Origin of the sequence: Flavobacterium sp. I3-2 (assembly GCF_013389595.1) — a bacterium.
Classification (GTDB): domain Bacteria; phylum Bacteroidota; class Bacteroidia; order Flavobacteriales; family Flavobacteriaceae; genus Flavobacterium.
Window position 1 is genome coordinate 1,468,145 of sequence record NZ_CP058306.1, and the last position, 15,462, is coordinate 1,483,606.

Annotated in this window: 5 protein-coding genes, 2 tRNA genes and 3 rRNA genes; 7 read left to right on the forward strand and 3 right to left on the reverse strand. The window is 37.1% G+C overall.

Going from position 1 to position 15,462, the window contains the following annotated elements:
• On the forward strand, positions 1 to 297 hold the full coding sequence (locus HW119_RS06890) for a DUF3467 domain-containing protein (RefSeq protein WP_177762455.1): 297 nt from the start codon (positions 1 to 3) through the stop codon (positions 295 to 297).
• A 148-nt stretch (positions 298 to 445) separates the two neighbouring features.
• Positions 446 to 6,163 carry a fibronectin type III domain-containing protein gene (locus HW119_RS06895; protein ID WP_177762458.1) on the forward strand — a complete coding sequence of 1,906 codons (5,718 nt, stop codon included), beginning with the start codon at positions 446 to 448 and terminating at the stop codon, positions 6,161 to 6,163.
• Between the two features lie 468 nt (positions 6,164 to 6,631).
• Here the strand turns inward: HW119_RS06895 and HW119_RS06900 are convergent, their stop codons facing one another.
• Positions 6,632 to 7,585 (reverse strand): IS110 family transposase, encoded by a 954-nt coding sequence (locus HW119_RS06900; protein WP_177761900.1) that lies wholly within the window; start codon positions 7,583 to 7,585, stop codon positions 6,632 to 6,634.
• An 846-nt stretch (positions 7,586 to 8,431) separates the two neighbouring features.
• Here HW119_RS06900 and HW119_RS06905 point away from each other — a divergent pair.
• From HW119_RS06905 to rrf, 5 genes are all read left to right on the forward strand, one after another.
• Positions 8,432 to 9,947 (forward strand): 16S ribosomal RNA (locus tag HW119_RS06905).
• Positions 9,948 to 10,006: 59 nt separating this feature from the next.
• Positions 10,007 to 10,080 (forward strand) — tRNA-Ile (locus HW119_RS06910).
• Between the two features lie 121 nt (positions 10,081 to 10,201).
• Positions 10,202 to 10,278 (forward strand) — tRNA-Ala (locus HW119_RS06915).
• Between the two features lie 227 nt (positions 10,279 to 10,505).
• Positions 10,506 to 13,389: ribosomal RNA gene (locus HW119_RS06920) — 23S ribosomal RNA — on the forward strand.
• Positions 13,390 to 13,530: 141 nt separating this feature from the next.
• A 5S ribosomal RNA gene (rrf, locus tag HW119_RS06925) occupies positions 13,531 to 13,642 on the forward strand.
• The 16S, 23S and 5S rRNA genes sit together here with 2 tRNA genes alongside, the layout of an rRNA operon.
• Positions 13,643 to 13,874: 232 nt before the next feature.
• Here the strand turns inward: rrf and HW119_RS06930 are convergent.
• Both HW119_RS06930 and HW119_RS16630 read right to left on the reverse strand, forming a co-directional pair.
• Positions 13,875 to 14,723, reverse strand: a complete 849-nt coding sequence (locus HW119_RS06930; RefSeq protein ID WP_255498055.1) for an IS3 family transposase — start codon at positions 14,721 to 14,723, stop codon at positions 13,875 to 13,877.
• A gap of 14 nt (positions 14,724 to 14,737) precedes the next feature.
• The gene (locus HW119_RS16630; RefSeq protein WP_218620395.1) at positions 14,738 to 15,166 is read right to left on the reverse strand and encodes a helix-turn-helix domain-containing protein; all 429 of its coding nucleotides are present in this window, start codon (positions 15,164 to 15,166) and stop codon (positions 14,738 to 14,740) included.
• Positions 15,167 to 15,462 lie beyond the last annotated feature (296 nt).

Sequence of the window (15,462 nt, forward strand, 5' to 3'; positions counted from 1 at the left end):
ATGAAGGAAGATAAGGACGGTCATTTAAATATCGAAATCGATGAGCAAACTGCTCTTGGAGTTTATTCCAATTTGGCTGTTGTTAATCATTCTAATTCAGAGTTTGTTTTAGATTTCATCAATGTGATGCCTGGAATGCCAAAGGCAAAAGTACGATCGCGTATTATTGTTACACCAGAACATGCAAAGCGACTTCTTCGTGCTCTTCAAGAAAATATCGCTAAGTACGAGAAAGAATATGGTGATGTTAAAGAACAAGCAAATAATATAAAAGTAAATCCAATTGGACAAGCTTAACTAAAAACCGCTAGGAAACTAGCGGTTTTTTTTTGGTTGCATTTTTCTTTGTTTTTTAATTAATAAAAAAAGTATATAAAAAAAAGACTCAAAAAAAACACATACTTGATCAAAAAATTATGAATTACTAATTTATTAAAAACTGAAAATGATTAAAAGATTACACTGGCTGTATAGTCAGCTTTTACTGGGAGTTCTACTACTTTGTGGTGCTTCAATTCATGCTCAACAAACGCATCTATTATTAGATCCAGTTGGTGCAGGTGGTTTTGAACTAGGTGATACATTTGATTCAAATGGATGGACGGTTATTAATGAAACTCAAACGAACAAATGGGTTTTAGGAGCAGTTCCACAATGGTTTGCTGGAAATAGAGGAGCTTATATTTCTAATAATGCAACTACAAATGCGAATGCTTATACTATAAGTTCAGTTTCAATAGTGCATTTTTATAGAGATATTACATTTCCTATAGGTTCTGAAAATGTAACCATATCTTTAGATGTGAGTATGGCTGGAGAATCATCTTGGGATAATGTTATGGTTTATTTAGCTGATGTAAACGTTGTGCCTTCTTCTGTTGGACCTACTGGTCAATCAATAACAGGTTTTGTTGCAGACGTTTCTACTATAGCATCTCAAATTCCTGGGGCGACGCCAAATTCAACAGCATTGGCACCAACATGGCCAAATTACACAAATGGAACAACTGGTTTTTATTTGGACGCTGTAGTGGGTTTACAATCAGGAAGTACATCTCCACAAACACAAACCAATTTAAATATTAATCTAACTCCTGAGCAAATAAATTATGTTGCTGGAAACACAAAACGATTAATTATTACTTGGAAAAATGATTCAGGAGGAGGTGCTCAAGCACCTGGAGCAGTTGATAATATTAAAGTTGAAGCTTTTGTGCCAGCTTGTTATACAGTCGGTAATCTAGTGTCATCAAATGTAACCAATAATTCATTTGTTGCTTCATGGAATCCAGATTTAACGAGTTTAGGATATACTTATGAAGTTAGAACTTCAGGTGTTCCAGAATCAGGTGCACAAGGTTTAATAACTAGTGGTACCCTAGCGTCTAATGTTGCTACAATAAATGTAGATAATCTATCAGGAAATCAAATTTATAATGTTTACATTAAAAAGAATTGTTCTGCAACATTAGGTTTTAGTAATTGGAAACAATTAAATGTAACAACATTATGTGGTGTTTCTGGATACTTTTTAGAGAATTTTGATTCGACACCTACAAACGGAAGTTCTACAAATCCTGTTGTGCCTACATGTTGGAGCGCAATAGATTCAGGAGCTGGATATGTGTACGTAACTACTGGTTCAAATTACCAAAGTTCTCGAGGATTGGCCATGACTAATTCAACAGATACTTCTGGTGATTATGTATTGGTTTCTCCAAAAACTGAAAATTTAGGTAATGGAGCAGGGCGAATTCGTTTTAGAGCTAAAACGACTTCTACCTCAACTAATCCAAGCACAACCTTAAAAGTTGTTACTTTAGAAAATCAGACAAATTTAACTGGGATGCAACAATTGCAAGAAATTACATTGACAGATGCATACCAAGAGTTTACAGTTAATTTACCAGCAGGTACAAACGATTATTTTGCATTTAAGCATGGTTTAAATGCAACCTCTAGAATAATTTATATTGATGATGTTTATTTTGAACCTATACCACCTTGTAGTAGTCCTGTTTCAATAACTGTTGATAATGTTAGTGTTAATTCAATTACAATATCATATCCTTTACCTTCAGGAATACCTACAAATACTCAGTTTGAATATGAAGTGAGAACTTCAGGTTTACCAGGGTCAGGATCAACAGGTTTAGCTTCAACAGGTTTTGTTTCAACAGCAAATAATAACTTTACAGTGACAGGATTGAACCATACAACTCAATATATGGTTTATCTAAGAGCAAATTGTGGTTCTGGTTTTGCTGATAGTTGGAAAGAAATTCAAGCTACAACTTTATGTGGAGTTTATACATCAATCAATGAAAATTTTGATACTGTTCCTACTGGATCATCAACAAATCCAACTCGTCCAACTTGTTGGGGATATATCGATGCAGGTGCAGGTTATGCTTATGTAAGTACTACAGCACAATATGAGAGTGTTAAAGGTTATTATATGTATAATGCTAGTGATGTAGAAAATGATTTGATTTTAGTTTCTCCTGAGACAAATAACCTTGGAAATGGAGGGTACAGATTAAGATTTCGTGCTAAAACTACGAGTACATTAGGTACTGATTTACAAATTTTGACATTGGCAAATCAAGATAATACAAATAATGCTAGTATTCTTGAAACAATAAACTTAACAACAACATACGAAGAATATACCGTTTATTTACCACAAGGAACTAATGATTTCTTTGGATTCAAACATGGATTAAATGCAACTCTTCGTTATATATATTTAGATAATATTATTTACGAACCAATACCAGCCTGTCCAAATATTTTAGACTTACAATTTGTAAATTCTACACAAACGACATCAACTATTTCATGGTCACTACCTACAGGTTTAGAATCAAATGCAAATTTATTTTATGAAGTAAGAACTGAAGGTCTACCAGGAAGTGGAAACACAGGTTTAGCTACTTCAGGTAACTTTGTTGCAGGTGATTTAACAGGTACAATTACAGGGCTTGAACATTCTACAACATTTACAGTTTATGTAAAAACAGTATGTACAGCTACAGGTTTTGATGGATGGAAACAAGTTTCATTTTTTACAAAATGTGCACCATATGATTTAATTAACGAAAGTTTTAGTGATACTGCAACAGGTTCATCAACTGATCAAACAGTTCCACTGTGTTGGTATTTTATTGATGAAGGTGTAGGTTCGGGTTATGTTAGTACAACTGCTAATTACTCTGCACCAAATGGGTTCTATATAAATAATAGTTCTGATCTTAATGGTAATTATGTTTTAGTTTCGCCAGAAACTAATAATTTAGGAAATGGAGCTTATAGAGTAAGATTTAGAGCTAAAAAGCAATATGTTAATGAAGCAACTACAATCAAGTTTGTGACTTTAGCTACGCAAAATGACGTAAGTTCAATTACAGAAATTCAAACAATTCCATTATCAGGAGATTATGAAGAGTATATTGTTTATTTACCACTAGGTACAAACGATTATTTTGGTTTTAAACATCAAACAACGTCAACTACTAGTCCAGTTTATATTGATAATATAGTTTATGAACCAATTCCTAGTTGTGTTGAAGTTTTAGATTTTAATGTAAACATGAATTTGTCAAATTCGTCTGCAATCTTAACTTGGGCAAATCCAAACTTATCAGGTCTTGTAGATAATTTTGAAATTCAATATGGATTAGAAGATTTTGAATTAGGTACTGGTACTTCTGTAAGCGCAACTGGTTCAAGTAAAATAATTTCTAACTTAGTTATCGGTGAAACTTATGAATTTTATATTAGAAGAATTTGTAGTGAAACTGATAAAAGTTCTTGGGTTGGTCCTTTTACTTTAGATTTTGACTATTGTTCTTCAATTCCAACAAGTAATGATGGTTTAGGAATTACTCAATTTGTATTAGGTGATCAAACATTTACAATTCCTGATGTTATGTATCAAAATTTATTAGATCAAGTTGTTGATTTAGATTCACAATTGCCAATAACTTCATCAATTACATTTGGAAATAACCCAACTTATCATGCACATATTTGGATTGATTTTAATAGAGATGGAGTTTTTGATAATGAAACAGAACGTTTCTTTAGTGGAGAATCATTAGCTGTCGTGAATCCTACTACATTAGACTCTTCATTTACTATAGATGATATTTACGAAACAGGTGTTTATAGAATGAGAGTTGGTACGGCCGACTCAGGACAAGCTACACCTAATCCTTGTTATTCGGGGTCTTGGGGAGTTACAATAGATATAAAAGTAAATGTAACGTTCCCATGTTTAGACCCAACTGATTTAGAAGCTAATGATCTTACAACGGCATCAGCAATTTTAAATTGGAGTGCAGCAGGGACTAATTTTGATATTGAATATGGACCTCAAGGTTTCCAACAGGGAACAGGAACAATAATTTCAAATGTAAATAAACCATATTCATTAACGAATTTAAATCAAGCTACAGATTATAGTTTCTATGTAAAACAAGTTTGTGCTGATGGGGAAAGCGGATGGTCTGCAGTTCGTAATTTCACGACATTATGTGGAACGCCATCTCCAATAGGAAATTCATTCCAAACTTTAGTAGAAGATGATTTTGTTTCGGATATTGTTGTTGAAGGACAAGGGTTGAGATATTATTCAGATGTAGATATGACTCAAGAGATTCTTGATACTGCTGTTTTAACAGAAGGATATTATTACATTACACAAACTATAGATTGTGAAAGCGATTTACCTTTAGAAGTTTATGTTGCTTTAATTGATAGAATTGATGAGCCGGTTGTACAAACTAGACAAGAGTTTTGTGATAATGCGGTTTTAGCAGATTTAGTAGTTCAAGGTTTACCTAATGCAACTGTAAATTGGTTTGCCGACGCGACTTCTACTCAAGTTTTAACTCAAGGAACAGTGCTGACAACAGGTACTTATTATGTTAACCAAACAGATGGAGAAACTACATCTCATAGAGTAGCAGTAAATGTTATTGTTAATCAAACACCTATAGACTTAGTTTCTACTGATGTTTTAGTTTGTGGATACGCAAATTATGGATCACTACAAGTTGGACAATTACCTGGAGTTACAATGAAATGGTACACGTCATTAACATCAATGACGCCAGTTTCAAATACTCAACAAGTTGTAACAGGTACATATTATGTAACTCAGAGTTTTGGTATTTGTGAATCGAATAGAGTTCAAATAGAAGTTTCAGCTTTTGAAGGTTTGGCAACACCAATTTCCGCTACACAAACATTTTGTGGTTCAGGAACTGTTTCACAATTAGTAGCGCAAGGTGTAGCCGGAGCTCAATTAAAATGGTTTGGTTCGGCAACAGCGACTGTAGAATTAAATCCTAATACTCAATTAACATCAGGAACCTACTACGTAGAACAACGTAATAATGGATGTGTTTCTGCACGTAAAGCTGTTGCTGTTCGTATTGTTTCAATAGCTGCTCCAAATGTAGATGCATTTACTTTGTGTGGACCATCTAGGATTTCAAATTTGATTATTCCATCACAATCTGGTGTAACACATAAATGGTATAATTCACCATCTAGTCCAACTGAATTAGCACAAACAACACCATTAGCTACAGGAACTTATTTTGTGTCTAGAGTTCAATACGGATGTGAATCACAAAGAACACCAGTTCAAGTTAATATCGAAGCCTTACCAACTGCTCCAACAGGACAAGCGGTTCAAACTTTCATAGAGGGTTCTACGTTATCAGATTTAGTTTTAAATCAAAATAATGTTACATGGTATGCTTCATATTCAGATTCTCAGAACGGAGTAAATCCTTTAGTAGCGAATATGCCACTAGCTAACGGACAGATTTATTATGCCGTAATTATCGGTGCAAATGGATGTCCGAGTTTACCGTTTGCTGTTAGAGTTGATGTATATTTATCAAACGATCAATTCGACAAAAACGAATTAAAATATTTCCCTAATCCAGTAGATGATGTATTAACTATTTCTTACTCTGATGTAATTACTCAGATTGAAGTATTTGATTTGTTAGGAAAACGAGTTCAGACACTTCAAACTAACGAAAATGAAGTAAAAGTTGATTTATCGAATCTACCATCAGGAACATATATAATACAATTAAAAACAGATAGTAAACAACAATTTGTTAAAATCATTAAAAGGTAAGCTTATTCACCTTTAATGCATAAATCAAGCGGCTGTAGAATAGAAGAGATTTTATTCGCAGCCGCTTTTTTATTTAAATATATTTTGGGCGTTCCCTCGCTCATTATATATAAGAGTAAAATCACGTGAAGTAGAAACCGCTCGGTCGGGCTTTCCGCTAAATCTTTTTTTTTACTTTTTTTGGTGTCATTCCGACGATAGGAGGAATCTTGTCCTTTTAAATTCATTACCAATTAATATGAAATAAAAAAAAAGGATACCGCTTCAATTCCTAACGCGATCCTAAGTTATAAAGTCAAAAGTTTAATGTCAAAAGTTTGAAAATATCCTGCAAGGTTTACAAACCTTGTAGGTATTTGCCTTTTTTTTGTCATTGTTGTCATTCCAAAGCAAAGATGAATCTTTTACTAAGATTCTTCGACTCCGTTTCACTCTGCTCAGAATGTTCTGTGTTTCTATGCAACTATTTTAACAATAATTTTCTTGATATTTACCATTCGCTTTAGCTATTGCAAACGCTTGTTTTAATAGTTTGTTTGCAATAGCTATTTTAATTACTCTTTCTGGTTTTCCAAGGCTTTTCAATCTGTCGTACATTTCTTTACAAGTTTTGTTACAATGTTTAGCTGACCAACTGCACATATAAAGCAACTTTCTGATTTGTGCTTTACCCATTTTACAAATATGTCCTTTTCCCTTTACACTGGTTCCACTTTGATATATTCTGGGACTAAACCCTACATAAGCGATGAGCTGTTTATAATTCTCAAACTTCTTGAAGTTATCGGTTATCAAAGATAGCATCATTGCGGTTTTTCTACCTATGCCTGGAATACTCTCAATATTCTCGATAGTCTGACCGTATTGCTGTTTTGCTAATCGTTCCATTTCTACTTCGATTTTATGTTTGGTTTTTTCAAGATTGGAAAGATCTTTTTTTATAGTCTTTTCTAAAAATTTGTCTAACGAACCACTGCTTTCAAAGGCTTCTAATTGGCGTTTGTTTTGTTGGATTTGTTTATTTAACAGTTCAACTCGTGTGTATAAATGTCGAAGCTTCGTACAATTTTCACTTTCTTGTTCCCACTGTTTCAAGTCATACTTTTCACCATATTCGGCTATTGTTCTTGCGTCTTTTTTGTCCGTTTTAGCACGATAAAGCATTGTCTGACTAAAACGCTTGATCACCAAAGGATTTTCTACACAAACTTTAATATTCCGACTGCTTAAAAAAGTAGCTAATGGGAAATAATAACTGCCCGAAGCCTCCATAACAACCCAATCTACTTGTTCTATCAAATTTAACAACTGTTTAAATCCTTTTTCTTCATTAGGAAAAACAAAATAATCCCATCGTTCTTTTCGCTTAAAACTTACATCAAAAGTTTGTTTGCTAATGTCAATTCCAATAATTTTACACATACATAAAATGTTTTATCAGAAAAGAAATTACTACACTAATTTACCTATTCTAAATACAGGCTTTATAACCTAATGTTCTGTCCAAATTTTGTAGTAAGGGTAAAGGAACTAACATTCTGAACGGTCTTATATGACAAATGACAATCAATAGTCTTACTTCTTTACCCTTTCTTTTCTTTCTCGATTTACAATATTTAAAAATAACTATTTGCAAACATAGAATGACATCGTGTGTTTTGTCATTCCGACGATAGGAGGAATCTCTCAATACTCAAATCTCACTACTAGAATCAATTTTTAAATTTTACATCCGTTCATCTGTGGTTAAATTTGGATTAAATTGTCATCCCGACGTTAGAAGGAATCTTTCTCAATACTCAAATCTCAATACTCACTACTAAAAATCAATTTCCAAATCATTCAATTTCAGAGCGGTAAAAAATAATCAAAAAATAACTTTCAAAAAGCTTGTTTGGCATAGAAAGAAGGCGGTATATTTGCACCGTTGAAAAACAGAAGTTCATTCAAATCACGAAAAACAAATTTAAAAATTAACAAAAATAAATTTGGAAGATAAGGGTTAAAGGTTGTACTTTTGCAATCCGATTCTGAAACAAGAAGCGGCGCAAAAGTTCTTTAAATGTTGAAAATCTTTCAAAAATATTATCAAAATAAATTTGCGAGATTCAAAAAGAGTTTCTACTTTTGCAACCGCTTAGAAGATGAGCGAACAAAGAGAAAATAAGTTCATAGATATATTGGATTAACAGAGAATTAAAGAGTAAGATTAATCTTTTAGAGATAAAAGAAAATCTTGAACGAACATCAAAAAATATTAAAAATTATACGATGAAGAGTTTGATCCTGGCTCAGGATGAACGCTAGCGGCAGGCCTAACACATGCAAGTCGAGGGGTAGGCATCTTCGGATGTTGAGACCGGCGCACGGGTGCGTAACGCGTATGCAATCTACCTTTTACTAAGGGATAGCCCAGAGAAATTTGGATTAATACCTTATGGTATTACGAATTGGCATCGATTTGTAATTAAAGATTTATTGGTAAAAGATGAGCATGCGTCCCATTAGTTAGTTGGTAAGGTAACGGCTTACCAAGACGATGATGGGTAGGGGTCCTGAGAGGGAGATCCCCCACACTGGTACTGAGACACGGACCAGACTCCTACGGGAGGCAGCAGTGAGGAATATTGGTCAATGGAGGCAACTCTGAACCAGCCATGCCGCGTGCAGGATGACGGTCCTATGGATTGTAAACTGCTTTTGTACAGGAAGAAAAAGTACCACGTGTGGTATATTGACGGTACTGTAAGAATAAGGATCGGCTAACTCCGTGCCAGCAGCCGCGGTAATACGGAGGATCCAAGCGTTATCCGGAATCATTGGGTTTAAAGGGTCCGTAGGCGGCTTTATAAGTCAGTGGTGAAAGTTTGCAGCTTAACTGTAAAATTGCCATTGATACTGTAGAGCTTGAATTTTTGTGAAGTAACTAGAATATGTAGTGTAGCGGTGAAATGCTTAGATATTACATGGAATACCAATTGCGAAGGCAGGTTACTAACAAACAATTGACGCTGATGGACGAAAGCGTGGGTAGCGAACAGGATTAGATACCCTGGTAGTCCACGCCGTAAACGATGGATACTAGTTGTTTGGCTGCAAGGCTGAGTGACTAAGCGAAAGTGATAAGTATCCCACCTGGGGAGTACGAACGCAAGTTTGAAACTCAAAGGAATTGACGGGGGCCCGCACAAGCGGTGGAGCATGTGGTTTAATTCGATGATACGCGAGGAACCTTACCAGGGCTTAAATGTAGATTGACGTATTTGGAAACAGATATTTCTTCGGACAATTTACAAGGTGCTGCATGGTTGTCGTCAGCTCGTGCCGTGAGGTGTCAGGTTAAGTCCTATAACGAGCGCAACCCCTGTTGTTAGTTGCCAGCGAGTCATGTCGGGAACTCTAGCAAGACTGCCAGTGTAAACTGTGAGGAAGGTGGGGATGACGTCAAATCATCACGGCCCTTACGTCCTGGGCCACACACGTGCTACAATGGCCGGTACAGAGAGCAGCCACTGGGTGACCAGGAGCGAATCTATAAAGCCGGTCACAGTTCGGATTGGAGTCTGCAACTCGACTCCATGAAGCTGGAATCGCTAGTAATCGGATATCAGCCATGATCCGGTGAATACGTTCCCGGGCCTTGTACACACCGCCCGTCAAGCCATGGAAGCTGGGGGTGCCTGAAGTCGGTGACCGCAAGGAGCTGCCTAGGGTAAAACTGGTAACTAGGGCTAAGTCGTAACAAGGTAGCCGTACCGGAAGGTGCGGCTGGAACACCTCCTTTCTAGAGATGGTTCAAGTCTCTTACTCTTTACTGTTGATTCAAAAAAAAATAAAATACAGAGTCTCGTAGCTCAGCTGGTTAGAGTACTACACTGATAATGTAGGGGTCGGCAGTTCGAGTCTGCCCGGGACTACAATTTTAATTACGAATTAGAAATTACGAATTAAAAGTATTTTATTACAAAGGAAATTTTAGAAGTTGAGAGGTTATGAATTATAACATTCGTAATTCGTAATTCACAATTAATAAAAATTGGGGGATTAGCTCAGCTGGCTAGAGCGCCTGCCTTGCACGCAGGAGGTCATCGGTTCGACTCCGATATTCTCCACCAGATGGTATCAAGATGATAGTATCAAGAATTAAGATCAAGTCTTAATGCTTTATACAAAAATCTTAATACTAATAAAAGTTCATTGACATATTGAGATACAAATTAAAAAGTAGAAAAATATTAGAAATAATATAAGCACAAAATTAGTCGAAAGACGAAAGTCAAAAAGTTAAAAGTCTTCTGACTTTAGACCTTAAGACTTTCAACTTGAAGACTGAAATAGAGCACAATAAGCAAAATAAGGGCGTATGGGGAATGCCTAGGCTCTCAGAGGCGAAGAAGGACGTGATAAGCTGCGAAAAGCTACGGGGATTGGCACACACGAATAGATCCGTAGATATCCGAATGGGGCAACCCACTATGTTGAAGACATAGTACATCGATAGATGAGCAAACCCGCTGAACTGAAACATCTAAGTAGGCGGAGGAGAAGAAAACAAAAGTGATTCCGTAAGTAGTGGCGAGCGAACGCGGATTAGCCCAAACCAATGTTGTTTCGGCAATATTGGGGTTGTAGGACCACGATATTTTAAGCAAAGCGAATTAGAATAACCTGGAAAGGTTAACCGTAGAGGGTGATAGTCCCGTATAGGTAAGCGATGTATTAGATAGTGGTATCCTGAGTAGGTCGGGGCACGTGAAACCTTGATTGAAACTGGCGGGACCATCCGCTAAGGCTAAATACTCCTGAGAGACCGATAGTGAACCAGTACCGTGAGGGAAAGGTGAAAAGAACCGTGAATAACGGAGTGAAATAGAACCTGAAACCATACGCTTACAAGCGGTCGGAGCCCATTCGTTGGGTGACGGCGTGCCTTTTGCATAATGAGCCTACGAGTTACCGTTGCTGGCGAGGATAAGTGATTCAGTCACGGATCCGAAGCGAAAGCGAGTCTGAATAGGGCGCATGAGTCAGTAATGGTAGACGCGAAACCGTGTGATCTACCCATGGACAGGTTGAAGCTGTGGTAACACACCGTGGAGGACCGAACCCGTTGACGTTGAAAAGTCTTGGGATGATCTGTGGGTAGGGGTGAAAGGCCAATCAAACTCGGAAATAGCTCGTACTCCCCGAAATGCATTTAGGTGCAGCGCTTATAGAGTTTATTAGAGGTAGAGCTACTGATTGGATGCGGGGGTTTCACCACCTACCAATTCCTGACAAACTCCGAATGCTAATAAATGCTTATAAGCAGTGAGGGCATGGGTGCTAAGGTCCATGTCCGAGAGGGAAAGAACCCAGACCATCAGCTAAGGTCCCCAAATGTATGCTAAGTTGAAAAAACGCGGTTTGTTTGCATAGACAGCTAGGATGTTGGCTTGGAAGCAGCCATTCATTTAAAGAGTGCGTAACAGCTCACTAGTCGAGCGAACGAGCATGGATAATAATCGGGCATAAGTATACTACCGAAGCTATGGATTTGACATTTAGTTGTCAAGTGGTAGGGGAGCATTCTAAACTGGGTAGAAGGTGATAGGCGACTATTGCTGGACTGTTTAGAAAAGAAAATGTAGGCATAAGTAACGATAATGCGGGCGAGAAACCCGCACACCGAAAGACTAAGGTTTCCTGAGCTATGCTAATCAGCTTAGGGTTAGTCGGGACCTAAGGCACACCCGAAGGGGGACGTCGATGGCCAACGGGTTAATATTCCCGTACTTGTTATAGTTGTGATGGAATGACGGAGTGATGAAAGCACCGCGAACTGACGGAATAGTTCGTTGAAGTACCTACCTATATCTTTAATAGTAAAATGCGTTAAGGATGGGGAAATACGATAGTACTGAGCGCCTTCGGGCAATTAGATAGTGTGCCTAAGGGCTTCCAAGAAAAGTTTCTAAACCTAGATTATAACAACCCGTACCGTAAACCGACACAGGTAGTCGAGGAGAGAATCCTAAGGTGCTCGAGAGATTCATGGCTAAGGAATTAGGCAAAATAGACCTGTAACTTCGGGAGAAAGGTCGCCAGCAGCAATGCTGGCCGCAGTGAAAAGGTCCAGGCGACTGTTTATCAAAAACACAGGGCTCTGCCAAATCGTAAGATGAAGTATAGGGCCTGACACCTGCCCGGTGCTGGAAGGTTAAGAGGAGATGTTATCTTCGGAGAAGCATTGAATTGAAGCCCCAGTAAACGGCGGCCGTAACTATAACGGTCCTAAGGTAGCGAAATTCCTTGTCGGGTAAGTTCCGACCTGCACGAATGGTGTAACGATCTGGACACTGTCTCAGCCATGAGCTCGGTGAAATTGTAGTATCGGTGAAGATGCCGATTACCCGCAGTGGGACGAAAAGACCCTGTGCACCTTTACTATAGCTTAGTATTGTTCTTGGATAAGTGATGTGTAGGATAGGTGGGAGACTTCGATCCTGCGTCGCCAGGCGTAGGTTAGTCATTGTTGAAATACCACCCTTTGCTTATTTGAGATCTAACTCGTGATACATGAGGACATTGCTTGGTGGGTAGTTTGACTGGGGTGGTCGCCTCCAAAAGAGTAACGGAGGCTTCTAAAGGTTCCCTCAGCACGCTTGGTAACCGTGCGTAGAGTGCAATGGTATAAGGGAGCTTGACTGAGAGACATACAGGTCGATCAGGTACGAAAGTAGAGCATAGTGATCCGGTGGTTCCGTATGGAAGGGCCATCGCTCAAAGGATAAAAGGTACGCCGGGGATAACAGGCTGATCTCCCCCAAGAGCTCATATCGACGGGGGGGTTTGGCACCTCGATGTCGGCTCGTCACATCCTGGGGCTGGAGAAGGTCCCAAGGGTTGGGCTGTTCGCCCATTAAAGTGGCACGCGAGCTGGGTTCAGAACGTCGTGAGACAGTTCGGTCTCTATCTACTGTGGGCGTTAGAAATTTGAGTGGATCTGATTCTAGTACGAGAGGACCGAATTGGACTAACCTCTGGTGTATCAGTTGTGCCGCCAGGTGCATCGCTGAGTAGCTACGTTGGGAAGGGATAAGCGCTGAAAGCATATAAGCGCGAAACCCACCACAAGATGAGATTTCTTTAAAGGGTCGTAGAAGATGACTACGTTGATAGGCTACAGATGTAAAGGCAGTAATGTCATAGTCGAGTAGTACTAATAGCCCGTAAGCTTATGTGCTCTAAGGAGTTGCTTATAAAGTATAGTATTAAGATTTGAGTATTAAGTATGAAGACTAAAGAAAGAATCCTCTACGAAAAAAAATGAAAAGTATCGGAAATATGTTAACAAAATATTGTTAGAGAAACCTAGCAAACCGATTTAAGGTGGTTATTGCGTCGGGGCTCACCTCTTCCCATTTCGAACAGAGAAGTTAAGCCCGATTGCGCAGATGGTACTGCATTTTAATGTGGGAGAGTATGTCGCTGCCTTTTTTTTTGAAAGTCCTTTACTGAAAAGTAAAGGATTTTTTTGTTATATATAAATCGTGTTTTTGTTAATTCTTAAGTTCGAGTCGCAGCTTTTTTGAAAGTACTTTACTGAAAAGTAAGAGACTTTTTTGTTTAATAAATTTCTGAGTTATAAACTATTTAAGTGCAACAGTAGTATCTGTTTGACTAGTCCTGAAAAATAGATACAGTTTTTCAATGATTAAAAATACAATAATTAAACAGTAGTAGCTTTAGAGTTGCTACTGTTTTTGTTTTTATAGGTTCTAAATTTTAAATTTTCATTTTGATGCATTTGATTTGGAGTTAACATATGATTCGACCAGTGTGGTCTATCTTGATTATAAATACAAATGGCTTCGGCTACTATTTTCTTCATCAGCGGCAATTCTAAATGATACGTATCAATCATAAATTCTTGTTTTAATATGCCGTTTATTCGTTCTGCAATGGCATTTTCATAAGGATCCGAATTTTCTGTCATACTACATTTTATGTTGTATTTTTTTAAATACGATTGATATTCGTCTGAACAATATTGTAATCCTCTATCGGAATGATGAATTAATGATTTTTTAGTTTTCCTTTGCTTTTGCGCCTTGTGCAAAGCTTGTATTACATTGCTTGTGCATATGGTACTTGATACTTCAAATCCAACTATTTTTTTAGAGTAAGCATCTGTAATCAAACTTAAATAACAAGGTTTTTCTCGTTTGCCAATATACGTTATATCACTTACCCAGACTTGGTTTGGGCGGTTAATTTCTAGTTCCTTTATTATGTTAGGATGTTTTCTAAATCGATGATGTGAATCAGTTGTGACGTGATAACTTCGTTTTGGTTGAATTAAGAGATGATTTGCTCTTAGAATCTCAAAGAATTTATCTCTACCAACCTTTAATTCAGTAAGCTCCTTTTTTAGAAGATAATAAAGCTTCCGAGTTCCTAGTCTTTTTTGGACAGAACGAATTTGCTTAACAAGTTCTACAACTTTACTTGCTGTGCATTTGCGCTCTTTTGAACGGTTAATTTTCCTATAATAGCATTGCCTATCTAATCCGAACAATCCACAAGTATAACTTATACTTTCTTGTATTTCTTGGCGGAAACGATTGATTGTGCGGATTTGTAATTTTTTCTTACATCAATTTTTAACTTCTTTTCAGCGATATCAATCATCATATCAAAGATAATAGCTTTGGAATCAGAAATATAATTCTGTCGTTCCAATTGTGCTTTTTGCTTCTCTAGAAGTTTTACTTTAGCTTCTAACTCTAGAATTCGTTGTTCTGGTGATTTTGGCATATTCAATTGTGTTTGATTCTCCCAATCAAATTTACCAAATTTTCTTAACCAATTTACAACGGTACTTCTAGATTGAATACCGTAATTGCGACAGGCATCAGGGATACTTAATTCGCCTAATTCAATTTCTTTGACTACGTTGATTTTAAAACTTAAGGTGTAATCTCGTTGACTACGTTTTACATAATTGTTTGATTCTTCCATAACGACTCTTTTTTGTGTATCGATATTTCAGGACGCGACAGTTTTATAAAAAAAAAAGAGTTGACTTTTTTACGGTCAGCTCGATTTTTGGTTTGAGTTTATAAACCTTAAAAAATGTAGTATTACTTAGTGTTTACAGTGATAACACCACTTTTGATGTGTTGCCGTAGCATATTAGCACAATCAACTATCTCTTGTAAATATTATTATTAGAAAAACAATCCCTGTAATTATCATTGCGTAAAATGCTATATAGTAATTGAGATTCATAGCAAATCCAAAACTATTACTATATT

Excerpts from the sequence above, each read along its gene's own strand:
- HW119_RS06895 (WP_177762458.1), top strand. The coding sequence starts at position 446 with ATGATTAAAAGATTACACTGGCTGTATAGTCAGCTTTTACTGGGAGTT.
- HW119_RS16630 (WP_218620395.1), bottom strand. The coding sequence starts at position 15,166 with ATGGAAGAATCAAACAATTATGTAAAACGTAGTCAACGAGATTACACC.
- HW119_RS06890 (WP_177762455.1), top strand. The coding sequence starts at position 1 with ATGAAGGAAGATAAGGACGGTCATTTAAATATCGAAATCGATGAGCAA.
- HW119_RS06900 (WP_177761900.1), bottom strand. The coding sequence starts at position 7,585 with ATGTGTAAAATTATTGGAATTGACATTAGCAAACAAACTTTTGATGTA.